This window comes from Acidovorax sp. M2(2025), assembly GCF_049330835.1.
Classification (GTDB): Bacteria; Pseudomonadota; Gammaproteobacteria; order Burkholderiales; family Burkholderiaceae_C; genus Acidovorax.
Genome location: NZ_CP186262.1, coordinates 1,403,665 through 1,430,151, shown reverse-complemented (window position 1 = coordinate 1,430,151; position 26,487 = coordinate 1,403,665). Strand labels below are relative to the sequence as shown.

Here is a 26,487-nt window from a genome sequence, read left to right as displayed (position 1 = left end):
GCGAAGCGCCTCAGGGGGGTGTCACAGCTTCGACTTACCGTCCGGCTCGTCCTTCTTCTTGTCGTTGCCTTCGATGTACGGGCTCCAGGGCTTGGCCTTGACCGGACCCGGCGTCTTCCACACCACGTTGAACTGGCCATCGGCCTTGATCTCGCCGATGAACACGCTCTTGTGCAGGTGGTGGTTCTTCTCGTCCATCTTGCTGACGATGCCGCTGGGCGCCTTGAAGGTCTGGCCGGCCATGGCGGCGATCACCTTGTCCACGTCGGTGCTCTTGGCCTTCTCCACGGCCTGCTTCCACATGTTGATGCCGATGTAGGTGGCTTCCATCGGGTCGTTGGTGAGCGGCTTGTCCTTGTGGCCCGCGATGTTCTTGGCCTTGGCGTAGTCGCTCCACTTCTTAATGAAGGCGGTGTTTTCGGGGTTCTTGATGGACTGGAAGTAGTTCCAGGCGGCCAGGTGGCCCACCAGCGGCTTGGTGTCCACGCCGCGCAGCTCTTCCTCACCCACCGAGAAGGCCACCACCGGCACGTCCTTGGCCTTCAGGCCCGCATTGCCCAGTTCCTTGTAGAAGGGCACGTTGGAGTCGCCGTTGATGGTCGAGACCACGGCCGTCTTGCCGCCCTGGCTGAACTTCTTGATGTCGGCCACGATGGTCTGGTAGTCGCTGTGGCCAAACGGCGTGTACTTCTCGTCGATGTCCGACTCCTTCACGCCCTTGCTCTTGAGGTAGGCGCGCAGGATCTTGTTGGTGGTGCGGGGGTACACATAGTCGGTGCCCAGCAGCACCCAGCGCTTGGCGCTGCCGCCGTCCTTGCTCATCAGGTAGTCCACCGCGGGGATGGCCTGCTGGTTGGGCGCGGCGCCGGTGTAGAACACGTTCTTGGACAGCTCTTCGCCCTCGTACTGCACGGGGTAGAACAGCAGGCCGTTCATTTCCTCGACGACGGGCAGCACCGACTTGCGGCTCACGCTGGTCCAGCAGCCGAAGATCACCGCGACCTTGTCCTGGCCCAGCAGCTGCTTGGTCTTCTCGGCGAACAGAGGCCAGTTGGAGGCGGGGTCCACCACCACGGGCTCCAGCTTCTTGCCCAGCACGCCACCCTTGGCGTTGATCTCGTCGATGGCCATGAGCACGGTGTCCTTGAGCACCGTTTCCGAGATGGCCATGGTGCCCGACAGGCTGTGCAGGACGCCGACCTTGATGGTGTCCTGCGCATGGGCTGGCAGGGCGGACAGGCCGGCGAGCGTGGCGACGGCCGCAAGGGCCTTGAGGGAATAACGACGTTGCATGAGGTGCTTCTCCAGTGGGGTACAGGTTCCAACCGCTTTGCCCCTGCCGCCCGCTCGGTGCGGGAAAGGCGGGGCATGGGTTGGATTCTGGAGAGCACGGCGCTTGCCGGAAATACGCCGGGTGGCGTACATGTGCCTTCGCCAGGGTTACAGCGGCACCGTCACGGCCTTGCGCACCGGGCTGGAGAGCACCAGCGAGGTGGTCACGGCGCCGTGCACGGCCAGCGCGTCCACCACCCGCTCCAGGTCGGACGGCTGGGCGATGGCGCAGCGCACGATGAAGCAGTCCTCGCCGGTCACGCGGTCGGCCTCCAGCACCTCCGGCATCTGCTGGAACAGCTGCACATACGGCGCGATGCCTGCGTGCGTGGTCTGGATGCGGATGATGGCCTGCAGGCCCACGCCGATGGCGCGCAGGTTGACCCGCGCTCCGTACCCCTCGATCACGCCGGCCGCCTCCAGCTTGCGCACCCGTTCGCTCATGGCCGGCTGGGACAGCCCGATGCGCTTGCCCAGCGCCGCCAGGCTCTGGCGCGCGTCGGCCTGCAGCGCCTGCAGGATCTGCCGGTCCTTCTTGTCCAGTTCCATGCGCCCTCTTCCTTCCTTTCGTGGGTCGTGCAGCACTTCCGCCGGCCGGCAGGCCGATGAACCATCGGCCGGCGGGCCCGATTTCCGATGATTGCCCCTGGCCGCCGCCGTGGCTGCAGGGCTATCGTAGGGCCCTTTCAACACCTGATCTCCTCGCCATGCAACTCATTGGAATGCTCGACTCCCCGTATGTTCGCCGCGTCGCGGTCTCGCTGCACGTGCTGGGGCAGCCCTTTGCGCACCAGCCGCTGTCGGTCTTCAGCACCTTCGGGCAGTTCCAGCAGATCAACCCGGTGGTGAAGGCGCCCACGCTGATCGCGGACGACGGCACGGTGCTGATGGATTCGACGCTGATCCTGCAGTGGATCGAGGCGCAGGCGCCCGGGTCGCGGCTGACCCCTGCCGATGCGGCACAGCACCTGCACGACCTGCGGCTCACCGGCCTGGCGCTGGCGGCCTGCGAGAAGGCCGTGCAGACGGTCTACGAACACCGGCTGCGGCCCGCGGAGAAGCAGCACGCGCCCTGGCTGGACCGCGTGGGCGGCCAGCTGGACGCGGCGTTCGCCGCGCTGGAGGCCGAGCTGGCGCGCGTGCCCCTGGCCGCCGTGCAGGAGGCGCTGACGCACGGCGGCATTGCGACCGCCGTGGCCTGGAGCTTCACGCACCTGCTACTGCCGGGCCGTGTGGATGCGGCCGCCCACCCGTGCCTGGAGGCCTTCACGAAAGCGGCCGAGCAATTGCCCGCCTTTCGGGCCTGCCCCCAGACCTGAGCAGGTGTTCACGATGAGGGGACGGCAGCGCCGCAGCGGCTGCGCGCTGGCAAGGGGGTAGAGTAGCGCCCTGTGCGGCCCGGCCGGTGCGAACAGCCGGATGGGCCTGCCACTTCACCCGACCACGCTCCGCGCCTCTCCCTCCGCTGTTCCCTGTCATGTCCAATCTCATCGTTCACGGCGGCACGCCGCTGCGCGGCCGCATCACGCCGTCTGCCAACAAGAACGCCGTGCTCCCGGTGCTGTGCGCCACGCTGCTCACCCACGAACCGCTGCGCCTGCTGGGCGTGCCCGACATCACCGACGTGCGCAAGATCCTGGAGATCTTCCGCACCCTGGGCAGCGAGGTGCGCATGGACCACGCCAGCGGCACGCTGGAGCTGCACCACCACGCCACCGTCTTCGACGCGGCGCGGCACCGGCTGCCGGAGGAGATGCGCTCCTCCATCATGCTGGTGCCGCCGCTGCTGGCGCGCTTTGGCGTGGCGCGGCTGGAGGACAACGTCAAGGGCTGCACGCTGGGCGTGCGCGAGATCGACCCGCATGTGGAGGTGTTCCGCCGCTTCGGCGCCACGGTGGAGCGCGCCGAGGGCTCGCTGCTGGTACGCCGCGGCGCCGCGGCGCTGCAGGCCAACCAGCACTGGCTGGACTATGCCTCTGTCACCACCACCGAGAACTTCGTGCTCTGCGCCGCCGCGGCCCAGGGCACGTCGGTGCTGACCAATGCGGCCTCGGAGCCGCACGTGCAGGAGTTCTGCCGCTTCATGGGCATGATCGGCGTGGACATCGAAGGCATCGGCACCTCGCGGCTCACGGTGCGCGGCGGTGCGGCGCTCAAGGGCGGCGAGTTCCGCTTTGACGAGGACTTCCACGAGATCACGACCTTCCTCGCGCTGGGCGCGATCACCGGGGGCGACGTGGTGGTGCGCAACAGCGCGCCCGAGAACTTTCCGCTCATCGACCGCACGTTCGCCAAGTTCGGCGTGGCCATCACCCACGAGGACGGCTGGTCGCGCGCACGCTGCGACGGCCCGCTGAAGGTGCAGACGCCCTTCACCAGCAACGTGCTGACCAAGGTGGAGGCCGCGCCCTGGCCGTACTTCCCGGTGGACCTGCTGCCCATCTTCATCGCGCTGGGGGTGCGGGCGCAGGGCAACGCGCTGTTCTGGAACAAGGTGTACGACGGCGCCCTGGGCTGGGCGGGCGAGCTGTCCAAGTTCGGCGCGCACGTGTTCCAGTCCGACCCGCACCGGCTCGTGACCTTTGGCGGCAACCCGCTCACCCCGGCGGTGGTGGAAAGCCCTTACATCATCCGCGTGGCCATTGCGCTGCTGATGGTGGCGGCCAGCACGCCCGGCCGCTCGGAGATCCGCAACGCCACGCCCATCCGGCGCGCGCACCCGCGCTTTGCCGAAAACCTGCGCAGCCTGGGCGTGCAGGTGGAGTGGACCAGCGAGGAGTGAGCCCGGCAGGTGGCGCCGAAGGCTGCGACCGGGCCGGGCGGCGGTGGCTCAGCCTCCGGCCCCGTCCTCTTCCGGGGCGGGCAGCACGTACATGGGCGCGCTCGCAGGCACGGCCTCGGCACAGCACACCACGTTGCGCCCGGCGCCCTTGGCGCGGTACAGCGCCTTGTCCGCCCGGTTGACCAGGGCCTCGAAATCCGGGTCCAGCCCCTGCTGCAGCGTCGCCGCGCCCACGCTCACGGTGACGGAGAGAAACGTGCTGTCCCCGTCAATGACCACCTGCATGGACTGCACTTCGCGGCGCAGCGAATCGGCCATGTGCAGGGCGCTCGGGCTGTCCGTCTCGGGCAGCACCAGGACGAACTCCTCCCCGCCAAAGCGGGCAACGATGTCCACCCCGCTGCGCTTGCGCGCCGCGCACGCCTGCGCCACGGCGCAGATCACCCGGTCGCCTGCCAGGTGGCCCCACACATCGTTGACGTCCTTGAACCGGTCGATGTCCACCACCAGCACCGACAGCGGGTGGCCGAACCGCTGGGTGCGCTTGTACTCGTTGGCCCCCATGGCCATCAGGGTGCGCCGGTTGGCCAGGCCGGTGAGGGAGTCGTTGGCCGCCAGCAGCTCCAGCGTGGCGTTGAACTGCTGCAGCAGGCGGTTTTGCTCCACAAGCTGGCGGTTGATCTGCGCGATCTCGTCCTCGCGCCGCTTGCGGTCGTCGATGTTGAACGTCACGCCGATCAGGCGCTTGCCCGGCGTGTCGCTGCGGCCGTCCATGATGCGGCCGTAGTTGGCGTACCAGACCCATTCGCCGGTCTTGGCGCGCAGGCGGAACTCGCAGCGGTACTGGGGCGTGGCGCCCGACAGGTGGTCCGCCACCGCCTTGCGCACCATGTCCACGTCGTCGGGGTGGAACAGCCCGTAGATGTCCTGCACGCCCGAGACGATCTCCTCCTCGGTGAAGCCCAGCTCCAGGAAGGTCTTGGTGGCCTTGCGGGTGACATTGCCCGTTGCCAGGTCGTTCTCCCACAGGTCCAGCCCCGCGGCTTCCAGGGCCAGCTCCAGCCGCTCCTTGTTCAGATCTGCTTCACCCATGGCGGCGCACCGTCTTGCGGATCGGTTCGGAACACCTCAGCCCGGCGGCATGCCGCCGGCATAGCCCATGTTGCGCAGCAGGCCCGCAAAGGAGGCCACCACGCCCGGGGTGTTGTACAGCTGGGGCGCCGTCTGCACCGAAATCACGCTCACCTGCCGGCCCGTGCTGCGGCCTGCGGCCGCGTCGAAATACACCGCCAGATCGTCGGTGGCGTTGGAGAATCCCCGCCCCGTGCTCTCGGAGTAATAGCAGATCGAGTCCGGCGCGACGATGTCGGGGGAGGTGCTCGACGCCGAATACATGATCAGGTTCTCGTTGAGGTTGTAGAGGTAGTGCGTCTCGGTGCTCTGGCCGGGGTCCTGCGCATTGTCCAGGCGGATGATTCCCGAGTCCAGCGACGAAGCGCTGGAGGTGGACTGGCTGACCGCCGTGATGAAGAAGTTGGTGACCACTGCGCGGGCCGCGCGGCCCGTGAGGGCCTGGATGCTCCCGGCCACCGCCGCGGTGGACAGCGGCGTGACCGCCTGCAGCAGCTGCAAGCCCAGCAGGCGGGCCTGCTCCAGCGTGCCGGGAAGGTAGCCGCCGGACAGGGCGAACTGGTTGCCGGCGTTGGACGGCCACATGGCGATGCCCGAATACCCGCCAAACTCGCCCAGCACCCCGCCCGCCAGGGTCTCGATACCCGCGGCGGTGGCCGCGCCCAGCACGGCATACTGGGCCGCTGCCGGGTTCGCAGCGTCGCTGGCCAGCACCGCCGGGCTGGGGGCGAGCGCCGCCGTGCCGGCAAAGGTGGTCTGCGGCAGCTCGGGCACCGCCCGCCCCGCGCCATCGCCATTCACCACCCAGACCGACCCACCCGACATGGCCGCGCCGATGAGCGGCACCAGCGAGTTGATGGGACCGATCTCCACCGGGATCAGCGCCCCCACCTGCAGGCCGGTATAGGCCTGCTGCACCGCCAAGGTGTTGCTGATGGCGTTCTGAACGGCCGCGAGATCCAGGCTGGAGGCCGCGTCGGGCGACCCCATGATGGCCAGCACGCAGGCGGGCGTGGCGCCGTCGTAGTCCTGCACGGTGACCTGGCCGCTGAAGCCCTGGCCCGCCAACTCCTGCACAAGGGCGCAGGCGTCGGAGTAGCTGCCCCCGCCGCCGCTGGCCAGCACCGCAGCGCCGGTGGCGATGGCCTGGAAGTCGCTCAGTCCGTAGGAATAGACATTGCCCATCTGTGCACCCCTCTCGCCCGTGTTTTTTCCCCCCAGAGCCCCTGGCGGCTCCAAGAATGTGTTCCCAGCCCCGCTGCAGGGCACGATACGCGAGCCGGGTGGGTTGTCAATCAGCGCCTTCCCCCGAGACGCTGGTGCCCCTGTCCTGCAGCCCAGGCGCCAGGGGTCCTCTGGCCTCCTGCCCCGCCATCGCCTATGCTCTGCCCTGCATTCTCCGTATTTGCGGCCGCCGCCTCCTTCACCACCATGAGCCTTCCTGAAAATTCCACCACCTACGGCACCGAAGACCTGCTGATCAGCCTGTGCAACTCCGTCACCCGCGTGCTGGGCGTGGCCACGCACAGCCAGATCCACTACTCCGGCATGGTGCAGCGCATCAGCAAGACCTGCCTCAAGCCCGACATCGGCTGCTTCGTGCTGTTCGACGGGGGCTTCTCGGGGCTGGTGATCATCAACTTCACGGCCCCGGCGGCCATGGAGCTGTATGCCAACTACCTGCTGAACATGGGCATGTCCAAGGACGACCTGGTCAGCTCCTACACCTCGGACGAGGTCAGCAACGTGATGGGCGAGCTGATGAACCAGGTGGTGGGTGACTTCACCGGCAAGGTGCGGCGCGAGCTGCAGACCCACATCACGCAGAATCAGCCCAAGATGCTGGTGCTGAACAAGCAGGTGCAGCTGTCGGTGGACGCCAACCTGGACAAGCCCGAGGCGCGGCGCGTGACCTTCTACACCAGCGCCAACCACATCTTCTACCTGGAGCTGGCCATCGACCGCACCGAGTTCATCAAGCTCTACGACTTCGAGGCCCAGGAAGCCCCCGATCCCGACGCGCTGATGGCCCAGTCGCAGGAAGCCCCCGTGGTGTCCGAAAGCCCGGCGGCAGCGGCAGGCCAGGACGATACGGACGCACTGCTGAAGTCGCTGGGCATGTAATACTTCAAAAATGATAGCTGTTGGCGCTTACTGGGCGGGCGCCAGGCTGGTTTTTGCATCCAGACGCAGCCGCGCTTGTCCTACGTGGGCTGGCGCGCTGCGCCGACCCGCCGGGCGCTGCGGGCGCCTAACCTGACGGCTTGTGATTCCCCTTGAAGGAGCCCCCATGCCCCAGGCCCAATGGAGCGCCAAGCGCGAGCGCCAGTACGAGCACATCAAGTCCAGCCTGAAGCAGCGCGGCAAGAGCACCGGCACGGCCGAGGAGATTGCCGCGCGCACCGTGAACAAGGAACGCGCCCAGCACGGCGAGAGCAAGACCGCCAACCCCAAGACCGTGCGCGACACGCCCGCCCCCGTGCGCGGCGGCCAGCGCTCCCACACGGGCGCCCAGGGGCGCACGCGCGAGCAGCTGTACGAGGAAGCGCGGCGCAAGGGCATTGCCGGACGCTCGAAGATGAACAAGGCGCAGCTGGAGCGGGCGGTGGGGCGCTGAGCAACGGCGCCCCTTTGCTCTCAAAAAAATAGCTGCCCGCGCTTGCTGTGAAAGCGCTACAGGCCGGCTGCGCCAAAACTTCACGTCACGGATCGCCCCACCCCTACCCGCTCACGCTGAGCCTGTCGAAGCGCCGCGCAGGGCTTCGACAGGCTCAGCCTGAACGGGCGGGTGGCATGCACAGACGGCGACTTGCCACGTTGGCGATAGCAGCCATGGCCTTACCCCTCGAACTGCGGGTGCAGCTGCCGGATGCGGTTCATCGCCATGGCCGCGGCGGCGGTGCGCGTCTCCACCCCCAGCTTGGCAAACACCCGCTCCAGGTGCTTCTTCACCGTGGCCGGGCTGGCGCCCAGGATGTCGCCGATGTCGCGGTTGATCTTGCCCTTGACCACCCAGTACAGCACCTCGGCCTCGCGCGCGGTGAGCTTGAACGCCAGGCTCATGGTCTCGATGATCTTGGCGTCGGACACCTCGCGCATCACCACCAGCCAGTCGCCGCCGCCCTCGCTGTCGCCCACCTGCTGGTGCAGGCGGAAGGTGAGGCGCCGAGCGCCCTGCTCCACCGCCAGGCGCGGCGGCTCGGCGCCGCTCTGGGCCAGCGTTTCGGCCGCGTTGTCGGCCAGCACATGGCGGCGCAGCCAGGCCTGCACCGCCGCGGGCGCCCACGGGCCGAAGGCGGCCGGGGTGCCGTCCGGCCCGGCCTCGCCAAAGTAGGCTTGCAGCAGTTCGCGCGCCAGGGGCGTCTGCCACACGATGCGCCCGTCGGACGCGCGCACGGTGATGCTGGCGTAGCCGAACGCATCCAGCGCATTGCGCGCCTCGCGGGCCTGCAGCGCATCCTGCCGGGCCTTGCGGGCCGCACCCAGGTGCACCTGCATGCGCGCCATCACCTCGCGCGGCTTGATGGGCTTGGTCACGTAGTCGATGCCCCCGGCTTCCAGCGCGGCCACCAGGTGCTCGGTCTCCGTCAGGCCCGTCATGAAAATGATGGGGATGTGCGCCGTGGCCGGCGTGGCCTTCAGGCGCCGCGCCACCTCGAAACCGTCCATGCCCGGCATCATGGCGTCGAGCAGCACGATGTCGGGCAGGGCCTGCGCGGCGCGCTGCAGGGCGGCCTCGCCGTGGGTGGCCACCAGCACGGTGTAGCCGGATTCGTCCAGCGCGTCGTGCAGCACGGCCAGGTTGTCGGGCACGTCGTCCACGACCAGCACCACGTCGGTGCTGCCGCGGTCCAGCAGGGCGGCCGCGGGGGGGGCGAAGGGGGCGGCGGGCGGCACAACCGTCATGGCGTGGCTTGCTCCAGGATCTCGCCCATGGCGTCGAAGGCGAACTGCTGCGCCAGCGGCCGCAGGCGCGCCACGAAGGCGGCGTGCTCGGGGTGCTGGCGTTCGATGTCTGCCAGGCTGTTGAGGACGCCGCGGTAGTAGCCCAGCGCCACGGACTGCGCAAGGTCCGCGACGACGGCGGCAGGCGGGCAGCCCCCGGCAGGTGCGGCCGACCCCGTGGCTGCGGTCCGCTGCGGCGCGGTGGAAGGCGGCGGCGCCGCCGCGCCTGCGGCGGCGGGTGCATCGACCCACACCAGCTCCAGCCGCCGCTCCAGCCAGTCCAGCAGCTCGCTGTGGCGCACGGGCTTGACGATGAAGTCCTCGGGGCGGATGCCCGCGTCGTTCTCCAGGGTCTTGTCAAACGCGTTGGCCGACACCACGGCGATGCAGGCGCCGGGCGTGCTGGGTGCCCCTGCCGCACCGCCGCCAGCGTCCTCGCGTGCCGCCCAGCCCTGCGCGCGGATACGGCGGATGGTTTCCCACCCGTCGATGCCGGGCATGGCCAGGTCCATGAAGATGGCGTGGGGGCGGTAGCCGGCGGCCAGCAGGTCCAGCGCATCGTGGCCGCTGGCGGCCTGGCGCAGCTCGAAGCCCAGCGGCTCCAGCAGCTGGCGCAGCAGCTCCCGGTCGGGTTCTTCGTTGTCCACCACGAGGATGCGGCGGCGCTCGCCCGCGTAGCCGGACCGCGCCCGGGCGGGGCGCACGGCGGGCGCGGCGGCGGTCTTGCCCAGCGCCTCGGCGTGCACCTCGGGCAGGAAGAGCTTGACGTGGAACACCGCGCCCGCGCCGGGCGTGCTGGTCACCGTGAGCTCGCCGCCCATCAGCGCCGTGAGCATCTTGGCAATGGTGAGCCCCAGGCCCGCGCCCGGCGCAGCGCTGCCGCCCGTCGCGCTGTGGGCACCCCCGCGGGCAAAGGGCTCGAAGATGCGTTCGATCTCGTCCTGCCGGAGGCCCGGGCCCGTGTCCTGCACGTCGATGCGCGCCATCTCGCGCGCATAGCGCACGCGCAGCGTGACGGTGCCCTGCGCGGTGAACTTGATGGCGTTGCCCAGCAGGTTGATGAGAATCTGCCGCAGCCGCTGCTCGTCGGCGCGCACCACCTCGGGGATCACGCCCTGCACGTCGAACTGGAAGGCCAGGCCCTTGGCGGCGGCCTGCAGCTCGAACAGGCCTGCGATCTCGTGCAGGCCGTCGGCAAAGCGCATGGGCGCCACGTCGAGCGTGAGCTTGCCGGATTCGATGCGGGCGATGTCCAGCGTGCCCTCGATGAGCGAGAGCAGGTGCTCGCCGCCACGGCGGATCACGTGCACGGCCTGCTTGCGGTGGGCGGGGACCTGGGGGTCCTCGCCCATGAGCTGCGCGTAGCCCAGGATGGAGTTCAGCGGCGTGCGGATCTCATGGCTGATGGCGCTGATGTAGCGGCTTTTGGCCTGGTTGGCCTGCTCGGCCGCCTGCTGGGCCTGCTCGGCCACGCGGCGCGCGGTCTGCAGGGCCTCGTCGGTCTGGCGGTGCAGCTCGATCTCGCGCATGAGCAGGCCCGTCTGGCGGTTGGACTCCTCCTGCGCCACCTGGCGGCTCTTGTGCGCCAGCACCAGCCACCAGGCCACGATGCCCGAGATGACCAGAAGCGCCAGGTAGGCCTTGAGCAGGCCCGAGCGCAGCGCCACCTCGGGCGCGGCCAGCACGTCGGTGTCCGTCATCGCCTGGGCGATGGTGTTCAGCTCCTGGTGGTACAGCAGGCCCATCACGGCGGCCAGCAGTGGGGCGATCACCAGCATCAGCAGCAGGAAGTGGCCCAGCCCCGTGTCCAGGTAGCGCCACACCGCCCGCGGCAGCACCCAGCGCAGCGCGGCGGACCACTGCACCGCCATGCTCGCGTGCGGCTTGCACAGGTCGCCGCAGCGGGCGTCCAGCGTGCAGCACAGCGAGCAGATGGCGCCGCGGTAGGCGGGGCACTGGGCCATGTCGGGCGCCTCGTACTCGCGCTCGCAGATCACGCAACGCTGCACGGCCAGGCGCTGGGTGCTGCCCAGGTCGGCCGCGCGCGCGCCGGGCACCGGGCCGTGCATGGGCACCGCCACGGGATCGCTGTGCCGGGCGATGTAGTACTTGCCGCCGGTGGCCCACGCAATCAGCGGCGCGGCCACAAAGGCCACGGCCATCGCAATCACCGCAGAGAACGCCTGCGGCAGCGGCCCGAACAGGCCCAGGTGTGCGCTGATGGAGACGACGGAGGCCAGCGCCATGGCGCCCACGCCCACGGGGTTGATGTCGTACAGGTGCGCGCGCTTGAACTCGATGCCTTTGGGCGACAGGCCCAGCGGCTTGTTGACCACCAGGTCGGCCACCACGGCCATGATCCAGGCGATGGCGATGTTGGAGTACAGCCCCAGAACCTCGCCCATGGCGCGAAAGACGTTCATCTCCATCAGCATGAAGGCGATGAGCGTGTTGAACACCACCCACACCACCCGCCCCGGGTGGCTGTGCGTGAGGCGCGAGAAGAAGTTGGACCACGCCAGCGACCCGGCGTAGGCATTGGTCACGTTGATCTTGAGCTGCGACACCACCACGAACAGCGCCGTGGCCGCCACCGCCCAGCCTACGTTCCGGAAGACGTATTCATACGCCGCCAGGTACATCTGGTTCGGGTCCACCGCCCGCTCCACCGGCACCATGTGGGTGAGCGCCAGCCAGGCCAGCAGCGCCCCGCCCAGCATCTTGAGCACGCCCAGCACCACCCAGCCCGGCCCGCCCGCCAGCACCCCCAGCCACCACCGCGCGGCGTGCCCCGGCGCGGGGGCGGGCATGAAGCGCAGGTAGTCGGCCTGCTCCCCCATTTGGGTGATGAGCGCAATGCCGACGGTGAGCGCCGCACCAAACAAGGGCAATTGAAAGCCCGCCCCGCGCATCGATTCACCGCCGTAGTGCAGCACCCCCGCAAACGCACCAGGATCGTGCGCCAGCACCGTGGCAAACGGCACCAGCAGCATCACCAGCCACAGCGGCTGCGTCCACACCTGCAGCCGGCTGATGGCCGACACCCCGTGCGTGACCAGCGGAATCACCACGAGCGCGCAGACCAGGTAGCCCCAGCGGGGCGGAATGTCCAGCGCCAGCTCCAGCGCATAGGCCATCACGGCGGCTTCGAGCGCGAAGAAGATGAAGGTGAAGCTGGCGTAGATCAGCGAGGTGAGCGTGGAGCCGATGTAGCCAAAGCCCGCCCCGCGCGTGAGCAGGTCCATGTCCACCCCGTAGCGCGCCGCGTACACGCTGATGGGCAGTCCCGCCAGGAAGATGATGAGCCCCGTGGCCACGATGGCCCAGAAGGCGTTGATGAAGCCGTACTGCACCAGCAGCGTGGCGCCCACGGCTTCGAGGATCAGGAAGGATGCGGCGCCGAACGCGGTGTTGGCCACGCGCCATTCAGACCACTTGCGAAAGCGCTGGGGCGTGTAGCGCAGCGCGTAGTCCTCCATGGTCTCGGTGGCCACCCAGCTGTTGTAGTCGCGCCGCACCTTGACGACCTGCTGCGGCGGCTGGGGGTCGCCCGGCGCCGCAGCCGGCAGCGCCGCGGCGTCGGGCAGGACAGGGGCAGCAGCGGCGGTGGGGACGGACATGGGCGGGCGGGTCGGCGGCAAGCCTGTTCAGTGCAGTTTCCATGCCACGGCCCGGCCGGCTGCGCCGTCCGGCGTATGGCGGGCACGGGGCTTGCTGCCTATGATGAATCCGCGTTCACACAGATTTTCCCGACACACCCCGCACATCAAGTGAAACGACATGGAACTGACCCCGCGTGAGAAAGACAAGCTCCTGATCTTCACCGCCGCCCTGCTGGCCGAGCGCCGCAAGGCCCGGGGGCTGAAGCTCAACTACCCCGAGGCCGTGGCCCTGATCAGCGCGGCCGTGATGGAGGGCGCGCGCGACGGCAAGACCGTGGCCCAGCTCATGAGCGAAGGCCGCACGGTGCTCACGCGCGACGACGTGATGGAGGGCATCCCCGAGATGATTCCGGACATCCAGGTCGAAGCGACCTTCCCCGATGGGACCAAGCTCGTCACCGTGCACCAGCCGATCGTCTGACCCCCGTTCTCCCCCCCCCCCCTCTTCTCTTCGTGGAGCCCCCATGCGCATCGCCCTCTCGCACCGCCACACAGCCGCTCTTCTTTTCATAGCTGCCAGCGCAATCAGCACGAGCGCCAGCGCTCACACAGGCGCTGAATCCCACATCCACAACAGCTTTCTGAGCGGCTTGGCCCACCCCTTCTTCGGGCTGGACCACCTGGCCGCCATGGTGGCCGTGGGGCTGTGGAGCGCGTTGGCCGCCCGCAGCGCCGGGCGGGATCTGCTGTGGGGCCCCGTGGGCTTTGCGGCGATGCTGCTGGTGGGCGCGGTGCTGGGCTTGCAGGGCGTGGCGCTGCCGGCGGTGGAGCCGATGATTGCCGCATCGCTGCTCGTCACCGGGCTGCTGGTGGTGTCGCGCCTGCGCGTGCCCGGGCTGCTGGCGGCGCTGGGCGTGGGCGTGTTTGCCGTCTTCCACGGCGTGGCCCATGGCTACGAACTGGCCGGCAGCGCCAGCGCCTGGCAGACCCTGGCAGGCATGCTGGCGGCCACCGTGTTGCTGCACACCGCAGGCCTGGCAACGGGCTGGGCGCTGCGCCACCGCCATGTGTGGCTGGCGCGCGCTGCAGGTGCTGGCGTGGCTGCGTTCGGCGGCGCTCTGCTGGCGCAGATGGCGTGATGGCTACCGCCCGCACCCTGTTTGACACGCACGCAAGCCCCTCTCCCCTCGCGGGAGAGGGGTTGGGGAGAGGGGGCGGCGCAGGCGCAGTGCCCATCCCGATCACCCCTCTCCCCGGCCCTCTCCCGCGAGGGGAGAGGGAGTCCCCCCAACCTGCCAACCGTGGATGACCAACCATGATCCCAGGTGAACTCTTTACCGACCCCGGCGACCACCCGCTCAACACCGGCCGCCGCACCCTCACGCTGGTGGTGCGCAACACGGGCGACCGGCCCATCCAGGTCGGCTCGCACTACCACTTTGCCGAGACCAACAATGCCCTGGGCTTTGACCGCGCCGCCGCGCGCGGCATGCGGCTGAACATCGCCTCGGGCACCGCCGTGCGCTTCGAGCCGGGCCAGGAGCGCACCGTGGAGCTGGTGGACTACGCGGGCGAGCGCCGGGTGTACGGCTTCCAGGGCCTCACCCAGGGCGCGCTGTAGATCGGTTTCTAGATCAAATCGGCTTCTAGCGCTTACTGGGAAGGCGCTAGAAGCTATCAAAACAATAGTACTCAGTTCTTGCGGAGCACCCCACCATGGCAACGATTGGACGACGCGCCTATGCCGAGATGTTCGGCCCCACCGTGGGCGACCGGCTGCGCCTGGCCGACACCGAACTGATCCTTGAAGTCGAGGCCGACCACACGCTGCGCGCAGGCAGCTACGGCGAAGAGGTGAAGTTTGGCGGCGGCAAGACCATCCGCGACGGCATGGCGCAAAGCCAGCGCAGCAATGCGCAAGGGGCCGTGGACACGGTGCTGACCAATGCGCTCGTCGTCGACCACACCGGCATCTTCAAGGCCGACATCGGCCTGCGCGCGGGCCGCATCGCCGCCATCGGCAAAGCAGGCAACCCCGACACGCAGCCGGGCGTGGACATCATCATCGGCCCGGGCACCGAGGTCATCAGCTGCGAAGGCAACATCGTCACCGCGGGCGGCATCGACAGCCACATCCACTTCATCTGCCCCCAGCAAGTGGAAGAGGCCCTGGCCAGCGGCGTGACGACCATGCTGGGCGGCGGCACCGGCCCCGCCACCGGCACGCTGGCCACCACCTGCACTTCGGGCCCCTTCAACCTAGAGCGCATGCTGCAGGCGGCCGATGCCTTCCCCATGAACCTGGGCTTCCTCGGCAAGGGCAACGCCAGCCTGCCCGACGCGCTGCACGAGCAGATCAACGCCGGGGCCATCGGCCTCAAGCTGCACGAAGACTGGGGCACCACGCCTTCGGCCATCAGCAACTGCCTGGACGTGGCGGAAGAGACGGACACGCAGGTCGCCATCCACAGCGACACGCTCAACGAATCGGGCTTTGTGGAGAACACCATCGCCGCCGTGGGCGGGCGCGGCATCTGCGCCTTCCACACCGAAGGCGCGGGCGGCGGGCACGCCCCCGACATCCTGCGCGTGGTGGGCGAGGCCAACTTCCTGCCGTCGTCCACCAACCCTACCATGCCCTACACCCAGAACACGCTGGACGAGCACGTGGACATGCTCATGGTGTGCCACCACCTGGACGCGAGCATTGCCGAAGACCTGGCCTTTGCCGAAAGCCGCATCCGCAAGGAGACCATCGCGGCCGAGGACATCCTGCACGACCTGGGCGCCATCAGCATGATGAGCAGCGACAGCCAGGCCATGGGCCGCGTGGGCGAGGTCATCCTGCGCACCTGGCAGACGGCGCACAAGATGAAGGTGCAGCGCGGCAGCCTGCAAGGTGACAGCGCCCGCAACGACAACACGCGCATCAAGCGCTATGTGGCCAAATACACCATCAACCCCGCCATTGCCCACGGCATCAGCCACGAGGTGGGCTCGCTCGAAGTGGGCAAGTGGGCCGACATCGTGATCTGGAAGCCCGCCTTCTTCGGCGTGAAGCCCGCGCTCATCCTGAAGGGCGGCCTGATCGCCATGGCCGCCATGGGCGACCCCAATGCCTCCATCCCCACGCCCCAGCCCGTGCACTACCGCCCCATGTTCGGCGCGTTCGGCGGGGCCATTGCCAAGACCTCGCTCACCTTTGTGTCGCAAGCGGGCCTGAACGCGGGCATCGGCGAGCGCTTCGGCCTCGCCAAGCAGCTCAGCGCCGTGCGCAACATCCGCGGCGTGCGCAAGCAGCACATGGTGCACAACAGCTACACCCCCAAGATGGAGGTGGACGCGCAGACCTACACCGTGCGCGCCGACGGCCAGCTGCTCACCTGCGAGCCCGCCACCGTGCTGCCGATGGCGCAGCGGTACTTTCTGTTCTGAGCCGCCGCCGATGAGCCCCCTGCTGGACCGCCTGACGATCCGCCTGGACGACCTGAGCGACCCGCGCATTGCCGCTTTCATGGAAGAGCACCTGCAGGACATGCGCGCCACCTCGCCCCCCGAGAGCGTGCACGCGCTGGACATGAGCCAGCTGCGCCGCCCCGAGATCCGCTTCTGGACGGCCTGGCTGCCGGACGAGAAAGAGCCCGCGCCCGGCCGGCTGGTGGGCACGGGCGCCCTCAAGCACCTGAGCGCCGAGCATGCCGAACTGAAATCCATGCGCTCGGCCGAGGCGCTGCGCGGCCTGGGCGTGGGCCGCGCCGTGCTGGAACACATTCTGGGCCAGGCCGTGGACCTGGGCTACCAGCGCGTGAGCCTGGAGACGGGCAGCCAGCCGTTTTTTGAGCCGGCCTACCAGTTGTACCGCCGCTATGGCTTTACCGACTGCGACCCCTTCGGCAGCTATGGGCCCGACCCGAACAGCCGCTTCATGACGCGGGAGCTTTGATCGCTGCGCGAGCCGCTTCGCACCACGGGCGGACAATGCCGCTTTCGCGCCCCGCGGCGCTTCGTCCAAACGCCATTTCCATGATCCAAGTCTCCAAACTCCTCCCCCAAGGCCAGGGCCTGGCCCCCGTGCTGCTCAAGCGCGCCCACACGGTCGAACTCGACTGGGACGTGCGCCAGAAAAGCCGCTTCGCCGCCATCGACTCGGCCGGGCGCGAACTGGGCATCTTTCTGCCGCGCGGCACCCTGGTGCGCGGCGGCGACGTGCTGGTGGCCGAAGACGGCTCGCTGGTGCGCGTGCAGGCCGCCCCGCAGCCCGTGCTGGTCATCACCCCCTGCGCCACGCATGGCAACGCGTTCGACCTGACCCGCGCCGCCTACCACCTGGGCAACCGCCATGTGCCCATCGAGCTGCAGCCCGACCACCTCAAGATCGAGCCCGACCACGTGCTGGCCGACATGCTGCGCGCCATGCACCTCACCGTGACGGAGCAGAACCTACCGTTCGAGCCCGAAGGCGGGGCCTATGCGGCCGGGCATGGCGGCGGGCACCACCACCATGGCGGGCAGGGGCACAGCCACGGCCATGGCCATGACCACGCGCACAATCACGGCCACGATCACAACCACGAACACGGCCACGCGCATGCGCATGCGCCAGCGGCGTCCGCTGCGGCAGCGCCCGCGCGCGGCCGCACCGTCGCCATCCCCGTGGTCGCACAGGGCCACGTGCACGGCCCGCACTGCAACCACGACCACTGAGGCCCCATGTCCACGCCGCAGCGCCCTCCCCATCCGTTCGGGCTGAGCCTGTCGAAGCCAGGGCGCGCAGCATGAACAGCCCATTCCTCTGCCCGGCCCCTACCGCCTGACAACACCCCCCACCGTGCGCAACTCCCACCCCACGCCCCTGCCCGCCGCCAGCTTCTTGCAGCTGATGTGGCTGGCCTCCCCCGCGCTGCCCGTGGGGGGGTTCTCCTATTCCGAGGGGTTGGAAAGCGCCATCGAGAACGCCGGCCTCGCCACCGAGACTGCCGTGGGCGACTGGCTGCTGGACCAGCTGCACATCACCCAGGCCCGCGGCGACATGGCCCTCATCGCCAAGGCCGTGGGCGCCTGGCGCCGTGCCGACTGGGCGCATGTGCGCGAGCTCAACGACTGGGTGCTGCACACCCGCGAGACCAGCGAACTGCGCCTGCAGGCCGAGCAGATGGGCCGCTCGATGGCCGAGTGGCTGCGCAACCAGTACCAGAGCGACGAGGCGCTGCTGCCCGCCGTGCGCCACCTGGCCGCACTGCCGCCCACCTACCCGGTGGCGTTTGCCCTGGCCGCATCCACCACCCAGGCCCCCGTGCGCGACGTGCTGCTGGCCTATGCCTTCGGCTGGGCCGAGAACATGGTGCAGGCCGCGCTCAAGTCCATGCAGCTCGGCCAGAGCGCGGGCCAGCGCATCCTGGCGCGGCTGGCCGACGCCATCCCGGCCGCCGCCGACCATGCCGCCGGCTTGAGGGACAGCGAGCGCCAGGCCTTCTCGCCCATGCTCGCCATCCTGAGCGCCCGGCACGAAGTGCAATATTCAAGACTTTTCCGCTCCTAGCGCCCGCCCCACTTGCGCAAGCAGCTATTAATTTGATAGTAAACAACGCCATGACCAACGCACTGCACCATATCCCCCACCGCACCAAGCCCCTGCCCCCGCTGCGCGTGGGCATCGGCGGCCCCGTCGGCTCCGGCAAGACCACGCTGCTGGAAATGCTGTGCAAGGCCATGCGCGAGGACTACGACCTCGTCGCCATCACCAACGACATCTACACCAAGGAAGACCAGCGCCTGCTGACGGTGAGCGGCGCCCTGCCGCCCGAGCGCATCCTGGGCGTGGAAACCGGCGGCTGCCCCCACACCGCCATCCGCGAGGACTGCTCCATCAACCTCGAAGCCATCGACCGCATGCTGTGCGAGTTCCCCAACGCCGACATCGTCTTCGTGGAAAGCGGCGGCGACAACCTGGCCGCCACCTTCAGCCCCGAACTCAGCGACCTCACCCTCTACGTCATCGACGTGGCCGCGGGCGAGAAGATCCCCCGCAAGGGCGGCCCCGGCATCACCAAGAGCGACCTGTTCGTCATCAACAAGACCGACCTCGCCCCCCACGTGGGCGCCAACCTGGAGGTGATGCACGCCGACACTACCCGCATGCGCACCAACGCCCAGGGCCAGCTCAAGCCGTTCGTGATGACCAACCTGAAGACCCAGAGCGGCCTGGCAGAGGTGATCCGCTTCATCGAGACCCGCGGCATGCTGCAAAAAAAGAGCGCCCCTGCCCTGGGCTAGAATCCGCAGCTTCCGTACCCGGAGACGTGGGTGAGCGGTTTAAACCAGCAGTCTTGAAAACTGCCGACGGGCAACCGTCCGTGAGTTCGAATCTCACCGTCTCCGCCACCTCGGAACTGACGACAGCGCCCTTCAGGGCGCTTTTTTTTGCGCTGCGCGGAGCCTGCGCGAGAGGCAAAAAAAAAAGCCCGCAAGTTGCGGGCTTGAACACTTGCTTGCTGCAAGCGGGAGGGATGTCGATGGGGGGATCGACGGAAGCGATGGTAGGCCCCAGGCGGCCGGGCGGCGTGTAGGACAGCGCCGCATGATCCATAAAAATTACCGGCGGATGGCCGCAGCCCGCGCTGCATCCGGGCCTTCGTGCGCGTCGCGTTCCGGCCCTTGTTACGCACCGACACCCGCCCCCGGCCGGCCTTCCGCTATGGTGCGGGGAGCGTTCGAAAAAGATCCTTCCACACCGCACCACCTTTTTGCAGAGTTGCCCATGAAGACCTCTCCCTTGCTTGTCAGCCTTCCCCTCCTGGCCTCGGCGTTGATGTCGGGCTGCGCCAACCAGGCCACGCCGTCGGCCGGCGCCGCGTCCGCACCGGCCGCGCCCCCGGCGCCGCCCGCCGCCCTGTGCGACGCGGCCCCCGCGCAGTCGGCCGTGGGCCAGATGGCGACGGCTTCGGTCATGGAATCGGCCCGGGTGCGTTCGGGCGCGCAGATGGCGCGGGTGCTGCGGCCGGGGCAGATCATCACCAAGGAGTTCAACGCGCAGCGCCTGAACCTGGAGGTGGACGCGAACGGCCGCATCTTGGCCGTGCGCTGCGGCTGACGGGCGTCGGCCAGGCCGGGCCGCCCCACGCCCCGGTCAGTCGGCCAGGAACAGTTCCTGCAGGTCGCTCAGGAAGTCGAAGCCCCGCTCGGTGGGCCGCACGCGGCCCAGGTCGCGCTCGATCAGGCCTTTGCGCTCGGCCTCTTGCAGGCCGGGCTCGATGGTGGTGAGCGGCAGGCCGGTGCGCACCAGGAAGTCCTGCAGCGCGAAGCCTTCGCGCAGGCGCAGGGCGTTCAGCATGAATTCGAACGGCAAATCGGCGCGGCGCACGTCCGCGTCCTGCGCTACGGCACGCCCGGCCAGGGCCTGGTCCATGTACCGGCCCGGCTCCCGAAAGCGCACCTGCCGCACCACGCGGTGGGCAAAGCTGAGCTTGCTGTGCGCGCCCGCGCCAATGCCGAGGTAGTCGCCAAACTGCCAGTAGTTGGTGTTGTGCACGCACGCGTGGCCCGGCCGCGCGTAGGCCGAGATTTCATAGCGCTGCATGCCGGCCTGCCCGGTGAGCTCGGTGATGCGGTCGAGCATGGCCCAGGCCTGGTCTTCCTCGGGCAGCGCGGGGGGGTACTTGGCGAAGTAGGTGTTCGGCTCGATGGTGAGGTGGTAGATGGAGATGTGCGGCGGCGCAAAGGCCAGCGCGGTCTGCAGGTCCTGCTCGAGCTGCGCCAGGTTCTGGCCGGGCAGCGCGTACATGATGTCCAGGTTGAAGGTGTCGAACGCCTGCGCGGCCTCTTGCACCGCGGCCAGGGCCTGGGCGCGGTCGTGCACGCGGCCCAGGGCCTTCAGGTGCGCGTCGTTGAAGCTCTGCACACCCACCGACAGGCGCGTGACGCCCGCCGCGCGGTACGCCCGGAAGCGGTCTTTTTCAAAGGTGCCGGGGTTGGCTTCGAGCGTGATCTCGCAGTCGGCCTCCAGGCGCAGGCGGGCGCGCAGGTCGCCCAGCAGCCGGTCGATGGCGGCGGGCGAGAACAGGCTGGGCGTGCCGCCGCCGATGAAGATGCTGTGCACGGTGCGCCCCCAGATGAGGGGGAGCGCTGCTTCCAGGTCGGCCATCAGCGCGTCGATGTAGCGCTGCTCGGGAACGCCGCCTCCGCCCGCCCCTTCTCCTGCCCCTGCGCCCGGACGGCTTTCATGCGAATTGAAGTCGCAGTAAGGGCACTTCTTCAGGCACCACGGCAGGTGCACGTACAGCGACAGCGGCGGCAGTGCGCTGAGCTGCAGCGTGCCGGGCCGCATGTAGTGCTGCACGTCGCGCACCGGGGCGGCCGTGCCGTCGGGGGCCGGCGTGGGGTGGATGGGAATGGTCATGCGGGGTGGCGCGGTGCGCTCTCAAAATCCATAGCTGCTGGCGCTTGCTGCGCAAGGATTGCAGTAATAAAACGATCTGGAATCCGCTGGCAGCAAGCGCAAGGCGCTCCTATTTTCATAGCCACCGGCTGCGGATCAGCTCCAGCATCTGCTGGGCGGCACGGCCGCGGTGGCTGTGTGCGTTCTTCACGTCCACGGGCAGCTCGGCAAAGGTCTTTCCGAATTCGGGGATGTACATCACGGGGTCGAAGCCGAAGCCGTTGGTGCCACGGGGTTCGCGCGTGATCTCGCCCACCACCCGGCCCACGGCGATCAGCGGCTCGGGGTCTTGCGGGCTGCGCACGGCCACCAGGGTGCTGACCATGGCGGCGCGGCGCTGGTCCTGGCCCTGCAGCTGTTCCAGCACGGCGCGCACGTTGTTGGCATCGCTTTTTTCGTAGCCGAACTGGGTGCAGTAGTACGCGGTGTCCACGCCCGGCAGGCCGCCAAAGGCGTCCACGCACAGGCCGGCGTCGTCGGCCAGCGCGGGCAGGCCGGTGTGCGCGGCGGCAAAGCGCGCCTTGGCCAGCGCGTTCTCGACAAAGGTGCGGAAGGGCTCTTCCGCCTCGCCCACACCCAGGTCGGCCTGGCGCACCAGCTCGACGCCCAGGGGCGCGAACATGGCTTGCAGCTCGGCCAGCTTGCCGCGGTTGTTGGAAGCCAGAACAATTTTCATGGTCAAAATGGCCTGGAGCGCTTTTCCAGCAAGCGCTGACAGCTATCGATTAGTGAGTGAGTGAGTGAATTCAGCCCGCCGCCAGTGCCTGCTGCTGCAGCGCCACCAGTTCGGCAATGCCTTTTTCGGCCAGGGCGAGCAGTGCGTCCATTTCGGCCCGGGTAAAGGCCACGCCTTCGGCGGTGCCCTGCACTTCCACGTAGTGTCCGGCACCGGTCATCACCACGTTCATGTCGGTGTCGCAATCCACGTCCTCGACATATTCCAGGTCCAGCAGCGGCGTGCCCTGCACGATGCCCACGGAGATGGCGGCCACGGGCTGCAGCAGGGGCGACTGGGTGATCTTTCCGCTGGCCAGCAGCTGGTTCACCGCGTCCTGCGCGGCTACCCAGGCGCCGGTGATGGCGGCGGTGCGGGTGCCGCCGTCGGCCTGGATCACGTCGCAGTCGAGCTGGATGGTGCGCTCGCCCAGCCGCTTCAGGTCGAACACCGCCCGCAGGCTGCGGCCGATGAGGCGCTGGATCTCCTGCGTGCGGCCGCTTTGCTTGCCGCGCGCGGCCTCGCGGTCGCTGCGGGTGTGGGTGGCGCGAGGCAGCATGCCGTATTCGGCCGTCACCCAGCCTTCGCCGCTGCCGCGCTTGTGGGGCGGCACGCGCTCTTCCACGGACGCGGTGCACAGCACCTTGGTGTTGCCAAACTCGATGAGCACCGAGCCTTCGGCGTGCATGGTGTAGTGGCGGGTGATGCGCACGGGGCGCAATTGGTTGGCGGCGCGGTGGCCGGTGCGTTCAAAGGTCATGGTTTCATTTTCCACAGGGGTGGGCGCAGGGCTTGCAACGCACGCGCTCCCGGCCCGGGCCACCGTGCAAGGGCCGTCCCGGCGACATCGCTGTGCGCCTGCTTGCCTGCGCCGCTTGCTGCGCCCGCCCCGGCAAAGCCGAAGAAAGCGGGGAACGCGCGCAGCGGCTCAGGGGGTTGTCACGCCTTCCGCGCGGCGGACCGGCGAATGGCTTCGTTGATCTCGGCAATGGAGCGTTCGATGGCCGCGTCGTCCAGGTCGTCCACCAGCCCGTCGAGCGGCCCGGCCTGGATGGTGGAGGCGAACACGTCGTCGCTGATGCTGTCGGTGGAGACGCCCTGGGTGGATTCGAACGCATCGGGCGTTTCCCACTCCAGCGCCAGCACGGTCACGTTGTCGCTGCCGCTGCCCGCCTGGCGCAGGGCCTCTTCCACCAGCTCGGGCACCGCGTGCGACACGGTGTTGCGGGCCAGCTGCCGGGCAATGTCGTCATCGCCAAGCGTGCCCCACAGGCCGTCCGAGCACAGGAGGATGCGGTCGCCCTGCTCCAGGTACACCGGGCCGGTGATGTCATAGATGGGCTTGGTGGGCGAGCCCAGGCAGGTGAACAGCACGTTGCGGTTGATGCGCTCCAGCCCCGGGGGCGGCGCGTTGCGCAGCTCCATGTACGAATGGTCGCGCGTGCGGGTCAGCAGGCCGCCATCGCGCACCATGTACAGGCGTGAATCGCCGCAGTGGATCCAGGTGGCCGTGCCCGCCTGCAGCACCGCAGCCACCAGCGTGGTGCGCGGCGTGTCCAGCATGCCCTTGTCGGTGGCGTAGCGCAGGATCTGGTGGTGGGCCGCCAGCAGGGCGCCGGAGAGAAACTCCTGAACATCCTTGAGCTGCGGCTTGGCCTGGCGCTGGAACAGCGCCGAGATGGTCTGCAGCGCAATTTGCGCAGCCACCTCGCCCTCGGGGTGGCCGCCCATGCCATCGGCCAGCACGAACAGCCCCGACTCGCGCGTGTAGCAATAGCCCATGCGGTCTTCGTTCTTCTCGCGGCCGCCGCGGCGGCTGATCTGGAATACGGAGAACTTCATGGCAACTCACGCAAAAAGGGCGATGCGTTCATTTGGGCTTGACTCCGATCCCGGTGGCTTCGCCCACCTTCTGCACATTCTTCTTGGTGTCCGACACCAGGGTGTCGAGCTGCAGGCGCATCTTCTCGGCCACCGTGAGCTTGGTGTAGCGGCGCTCGCCTTCTCGGCTGAGCTCCTTTTGCAGCGCAAACACGGACTGCGGGCGCGACAGCGGGTCCAGCGCCATGCACCACTCGACCACCTCGATCAGGTTGTCGGAGTACACGCCGCGCAGCTTGGTCAGCGCCAGCGACAGGCGGTCTTTCTCGATGCGCTGCGGCGCCTCGTTGGGCGGAAAGCCCTGCATGCACGCGTAGATGCAGGCGCCGATGGCGTAAATGTCCGTCCACGGGCCCATCTGCGAATCGCGCCGGTACATCTCGGGCGCGGCAAAGCCGGGCGTGTACATGGGGCGGATGAAGTTGCCCTCCTTGGACAGCACTTCGCGTGCCGCGCCAAAGTCGATCATCACGGCCTTGTTGTCGTCGGTGATGAAAATGTTGGCGGGCTTGATGTCCAGGTGCAGCATCTTGTGCTGGTGCACGATGCGCAGGCCCCGCAGGACCTCGTCGAACAGCGAGCGGATGGTGGACTCGCGGAACACCTTCTGCGTCTTCAGGTCGCGGGCGGTGATGATGAAGTCCTGCAGGGTCGCGCCCTCCAGGTAGTTCATCACCATGTAGACGGTTTCGTTCTCGCGGAAGAAGTTGAGCACGCTCACCACCGACGCGTGCGAGATCTGCGCCAGCGCGCGCCCTTCCTCAAAGAAACTCTTGAGCCCCAGCCGGTACAGCGAGAGCTTCTCGGGCGGCACCTTTGGCAGCAACTCGCCCGGCGCACGGGTGGCCAGCGAGGACGGCAGGTATTCCTTGATGGCGACCTGCTGGCCCTCGGCGTCCAGCGCCAGATAGACCACGCCAAAGCCGCCTGAAGACAACCGGCGCACCACGCGGTAGCCGCCAATCGCGGTATCGGGCGGCAAAGGAGCCGGCTTGATTTTTGACATATTTTGCGAAGATGACTCGGGGGTGGAGCGGAACCCGGATAATCGCCGGATCGCAAGCAACCATCAAAAAGTCCAATGCCAGTTTACAGCATGACCGGATACGCCAGCGTACAGCACGGCGCGTCCGCCACTGGCGCTGAAACCGATGCCCGCGCGCCCCAGACACGCCGGCTGGGGCTGGAAATCCGCTCCGTCAACAGCCGTTTTCTGGACCTTTCCTTTCGCCTGCCCGACGAGCTGCGCGCCACCGAACCGGCCCTGCGCGCCCTGCTCACCGCCCGCCTGAAGCGCGGCAAGGTGGAATTGCGCGCCGCGCTGGACAACGAGGACAGCAGCGCCCTGCAAGACCCGCCCGCGCGGCTCCTGCAGCGGCTGAACTCCCTGCAGGATTCCGTGCGCGCCTGGCTGCCCCAGGCCGCCCCGCTCACCGTGGCCGACGCGCTGCGGCTGTGCGCCAACGCGCCTTCGGGTTCCGAGGACTGGGGCGACGTCCTGCCTGCCCTGGCCGAAGAGGCTCTCACTGCCCTCATGGGCGCCCGCGAACGCGAAGGCAAGCGCCTGGCCGCCATGCTGCTGGACCGTGTGAAGCAACTGCGCGCACTGGCGCAGCAGGCCGGTCCCCTGGTGCCGGCGCTGGTCGAACAGCAGCGCCAGCGGTTCATGGAGCGGTGGAAGGAAGCCATGGCGCTGACGGACGGGAACGCCGCCCTGCCCGAGGCAGCCCGCGACCGCGCCCTGACCGAGGCCACGGCTTTCGCCATCCGCATCGACGTGGCGGAAGAGATCACGCGGCTGGACTCGCACCTGGACGAGATCGAACGCCTGCTCAAGAAGGGGGGCGAAGTCGGCAAGCGGCTGGACTTTCTCATCCAGGAGCTGCACCGCGAAGCCAACACGATGGGCTCCAAATCGGCGGCGCTCGAGCTGACGCGCATCAGCGTGGACATGAAGGTGCTGATCGAACAGATGCGCGAGCAGGTGCAAAATCTCGAATGACACTCATTTTTTGATAGCGCCAGGCGCACATCAACTATGGATTACCCCGGAAATCTCTTCGTAGTGGCGGCGCCCAGCGGCGCCGGCAAGTCCAGCCTGGTCAAGGCCCTGCTGGAACTCGACTCCCACGTTCACCTCTCCATCTCCCACACCACCCGCCCCCCGCGGGGCCAGGAAAAGCACGGCCGCGACTACTATTTCGCCTCGCAGTCCGAGTTCGACGCCATGGTGGAGGCCAACGCCTTCGTGGAATGGGCCCACGTGCACGGCAACCGCTACGGCACCTCCAAGAAGGCCATCGAGGAACGCATCGCCCAGGGCACGGACGTCATCCTGGAAATCGACTTCCAGGGCGCCTTGCAGATCCGGCAGGCGTTTGCCAACGCCATCCTGGTGTTCATCCTGCCCCCCAGTTGGGAAGAACTGCGCTCGCGCCTGGAACGGCGGGGCGAAGACTCGCCGGAAGTCATCGAGGTCCGCCTCAAGAACGCCGCCACGGAGATGGCCCAGGTCAGCAAATTCGACTTCGTTATAATTAACGAATTGTTTGAACGCGCGCTATTCGACCTGAAAGCCGTGGTTCATGCCCAGCGACTGAAGTACGCCGCACAACGACGTGCCCGCGCCGACACGTTCCAGTCGCTCAACATCACCTGAAGAATC

General features: G+C 68.4%; 26 protein-coding genes and 1 tRNA gene. 16 read left to right on the top strand and 11 right to left on the bottom strand.

The features are described 5' to 3' along the window. Window positions 1–21: 21 nt before the first annotated feature. Together urtA and ACOYR3_RS06620 are read right to left on the bottom strand one after the other, a co-directional pair. Entirely contained in the window at window positions 22–1,293 is a 1,272-nt protein-coding gene (gene urtA / locus ACOYR3_RS06625) for an urea ABC transporter substrate-binding protein (protein ID WP_422845672.1), read from the bottom strand. A gap of 147 nt (window positions 1,294–1,440) precedes the next feature. Next, on the bottom strand, window positions 1,441–1,881 hold the full coding sequence (locus ACOYR3_RS06620) for an Lrp/AsnC family transcriptional regulator (protein WP_422845671.1): 441 nt from the start codon (window positions 1,879–1,881) through the stop codon (window positions 1,441–1,443). 158 nt (window positions 1,882–2,039) lie between these two features. Here ACOYR3_RS06620 and ACOYR3_RS06615 point away from each other — a divergent pair, with 158 nt between their 5' ends. Further along, window positions 2,040–2,651, top strand: a complete 612-nt coding sequence (locus tag ACOYR3_RS06615; protein ID WP_422845670.1) for a glutathione S-transferase — start codon at window positions 2,040–2,042, stop codon at window positions 2,649–2,651. 158 nt (window positions 2,652–2,809) lie between these two features. Continuing rightward, window positions 2,810–4,114 carry a UDP-N-acetylglucosamine 1-carboxyvinyltransferase gene (locus ACOYR3_RS06610; protein ID WP_422845669.1) on the top strand — a complete coding sequence of 435 codons (1,305 nt, stop codon included), beginning with the start codon at window positions 2,810–2,812 and terminating at the stop codon, window positions 4,112–4,114. 48 nt (window positions 4,115–4,162) lie between these two features. Here ACOYR3_RS06610 and ACOYR3_RS06605 read toward each other — a convergent pair whose 3' ends face one another. Then, the gene (locus ACOYR3_RS06605; RefSeq protein WP_422845668.1) at window positions 4,163–5,206 is read right to left on the bottom strand and encodes a sensor domain-containing diguanylate cyclase; all 1,044 of its coding nucleotides are present in this window, start codon (window positions 5,204–5,206) and stop codon (window positions 4,163–4,165) included. A 36-nt stretch (window positions 5,207–5,242) separates the two neighbouring features. Then, on the bottom strand, window positions 5,243–6,430 hold the full coding sequence (locus ACOYR3_RS06600) for a DUF917 family protein (RefSeq protein ID WP_422845667.1): 1,188 nt from the start codon (window positions 6,428–6,430) through the stop codon (window positions 5,243–5,245). Between the two features lie 246 nt (window positions 6,431–6,676). On the opposite strand from ACOYR3_RS06600, the gene ACOYR3_RS06595 reads away from it, so the two are divergent. Both ACOYR3_RS06595 and ACOYR3_RS06590 read left to right on the top strand, forming a co-directional pair. Then, complete coding sequence (locus ACOYR3_RS06595) at window positions 6,677–7,369, top strand: DUF3334 family protein (protein ID WP_422845666.1); 693 nt, start codon at window positions 6,677–6,679, stop codon at window positions 7,367–7,369. A gap of 166 nt (window positions 7,370–7,535) precedes the next feature. Continuing rightward, window positions 7,536–7,862, top strand: a complete 327-nt coding sequence (locus tag ACOYR3_RS06590; protein WP_422845665.1) for a plasmid stabilization protein — start codon at window positions 7,536–7,538, stop codon at window positions 7,860–7,862. Between the two features lie 221 nt (window positions 7,863–8,083). Here ACOYR3_RS06590 and ACOYR3_RS06585 read toward each other — a convergent pair whose 3' ends face one another. Both ACOYR3_RS06585 and ACOYR3_RS06580 read right to left on the bottom strand, forming a co-directional pair. After that, window positions 8,084–9,151, bottom strand: a complete 1,068-nt coding sequence (locus ACOYR3_RS06585) for a response regulator (RefSeq protein WP_422845664.1) — start codon at window positions 9,149–9,151, stop codon at window positions 8,084–8,086. Then, window positions 9,148–12,810 carry an ATP-binding protein gene (locus ACOYR3_RS06580; RefSeq protein WP_422845663.1) on the bottom strand — a complete coding sequence of 1,221 codons (3,663 nt, stop codon included), beginning with the start codon at window positions 12,808–12,810 and terminating at the stop codon, window positions 9,148–9,150. Before ACOYR3_RS06580 ends, ACOYR3_RS06585 begins: the two co-directional genes overlap by 4 nt. 160 nt (window positions 12,811–12,970) lie before the next feature. On the opposite strand from ACOYR3_RS06580, the gene ACOYR3_RS06575 reads away from it, so the two are divergent. The 10 genes from ACOYR3_RS06575 (at window position 12,971) to ACOYR3_RS06530 (ending at window position 19,882) form a co-directional block, all read left to right on the top strand. Beyond that, entirely contained in the window at window positions 12,971–13,273 is a 303-nt protein-coding gene (locus ACOYR3_RS06575; protein WP_291487966.1) for an urease subunit gamma, read from the top strand. 43 nt (window positions 13,274–13,316) lie between these two features. Then, window positions 13,317–13,931 carry a HupE/UreJ family protein gene (locus ACOYR3_RS06570; RefSeq protein WP_422845662.1) on the top strand — a complete coding sequence of 205 codons (615 nt, stop codon included), beginning with the start codon at window positions 13,317–13,319 and terminating at the stop codon, window positions 13,929–13,931. A 176-nt stretch (window positions 13,932–14,107) separates the two neighbouring features. Beyond that, a complete protein-coding gene (locus ACOYR3_RS06565) occupies window positions 14,108–14,413 on the top strand; it encodes an urease subunit beta (RefSeq protein ID WP_422845661.1) in 306 nt (101 codons plus the stop codon). 95 nt (window positions 14,414–14,508) lie between these two features. Beyond that, window positions 14,509–16,227 (top strand): urease subunit alpha, encoded by a 1,719-nt coding sequence (ureC, locus tag ACOYR3_RS06560; RefSeq protein ID WP_422845660.1) that lies wholly within the window; start codon window positions 14,509–14,511, stop codon window positions 16,225–16,227. A 10-nt stretch (window positions 16,228–16,237) separates the two neighbouring features. Further along, on the top strand, window positions 16,238–16,735 hold the full coding sequence (locus ACOYR3_RS06555) for a GNAT family N-acetyltransferase (protein WP_422845659.1): 498 nt from the start codon (window positions 16,238–16,240) through the stop codon (window positions 16,733–16,735). Window positions 16,736–16,815: 80 nt separating this feature from the next. Then, window positions 16,816–17,496: an urease accessory protein UreE gene (gene ureE / locus ACOYR3_RS06550; RefSeq protein ID WP_422845658.1), complete on the top strand. Its 681-nt coding sequence runs from the start codon at window positions 16,816–16,818 to the stop codon at window positions 17,494–17,496. 175 nt (window positions 17,497–17,671) lie between these two features. Further along, window positions 17,672–18,331, top strand: coding sequence for an urease accessory protein UreF (locus ACOYR3_RS06545; RefSeq protein WP_422846534.1), 660 nt, complete (start codon window positions 17,672–17,674; stop codon window positions 18,329–18,331). A gap of 50 nt (window positions 18,332–18,381) precedes the next feature. Beyond that, window positions 18,382–19,065, top strand: coding sequence for an urease accessory protein UreG (ureG, locus tag ACOYR3_RS06540; RefSeq protein WP_422845657.1), 684 nt, complete (start codon window positions 18,382–18,384; stop codon window positions 19,063–19,065). A 20-nt stretch (window positions 19,066–19,085) separates the two neighbouring features. After that, window positions 19,086–19,173 (top strand) — tRNA-Ser (locus tag ACOYR3_RS06535). 376 nt (window positions 19,174–19,549) lie between these two features. Continuing rightward, a complete protein-coding gene (locus tag ACOYR3_RS06530) occupies window positions 19,550–19,882 on the top strand; it encodes an I78 family peptidase inhibitor (protein WP_422845656.1) in 333 nt (110 codons plus the stop codon). 36 nt (window positions 19,883–19,918) lie between these two features. Here ACOYR3_RS06530 and hemW read toward each other — a convergent pair whose 3' ends face one another. The 5 genes from hemW to ACOYR3_RS06505 form a co-directional block, all read right to left on the bottom strand. After that, window positions 19,919–21,187 (bottom strand): radical SAM family heme chaperone HemW, encoded by a 1,269-nt coding sequence (hemW, locus tag ACOYR3_RS06525; protein WP_422845655.1) that lies wholly within the window; start codon window positions 21,185–21,187, stop codon window positions 19,919–19,921. 115 nt (window positions 21,188–21,302) lie between these two features. Then, window positions 21,303–21,902 carry an RdgB/HAM1 family non-canonical purine NTP pyrophosphatase gene (gene rdgB / locus ACOYR3_RS06520; RefSeq protein WP_422845654.1) on the bottom strand — a complete coding sequence of 200 codons (600 nt, stop codon included), beginning with the start codon at window positions 21,900–21,902 and terminating at the stop codon, window positions 21,303–21,305. A 70-nt stretch (window positions 21,903–21,972) separates the two neighbouring features. Then, window positions 21,973–22,701, bottom strand: a complete 729-nt coding sequence (gene rph, locus ACOYR3_RS06515; protein WP_422845653.1) for a ribonuclease PH — start codon at window positions 22,699–22,701, stop codon at window positions 21,973–21,975. Between the two features lie 179 nt (window positions 22,702–22,880). Beyond that, complete coding sequence (locus tag ACOYR3_RS06510) at window positions 22,881–23,783, bottom strand: PP2C family protein-serine/threonine phosphatase (RefSeq protein ID WP_422845652.1); 903 nt, start codon at window positions 23,781–23,783, stop codon at window positions 22,881–22,883. A 28-nt stretch (window positions 23,784–23,811) separates the two neighbouring features. After that, window positions 23,812–24,828 carry a serine/threonine protein kinase gene (locus tag ACOYR3_RS06505; RefSeq protein WP_291488056.1) on the bottom strand — a complete coding sequence of 339 codons (1,017 nt, stop codon included), beginning with the start codon at window positions 24,826–24,828 and terminating at the stop codon, window positions 23,812–23,814. 75 nt (window positions 24,829–24,903) lie between these two features. On the opposite strand from ACOYR3_RS06505, the gene ACOYR3_RS06500 reads away from it, so the two are divergent. After that, window positions 24,904–25,824, top strand: coding sequence for a YicC/YloC family endoribonuclease (locus tag ACOYR3_RS06500; RefSeq protein ID WP_422845651.1), 921 nt, complete (start codon window positions 24,904–24,906; stop codon window positions 25,822–25,824). A 36-nt stretch (window positions 25,825–25,860) separates the two neighbouring features. Next, window positions 25,861–26,481, top strand: a complete 621-nt coding sequence (gmk, locus tag ACOYR3_RS06495; protein ID WP_291488060.1) for a guanylate kinase — start codon at window positions 25,861–25,863, stop codon at window positions 26,479–26,481. Window positions 26,482–26,487 lie beyond the last annotated feature (6 nt).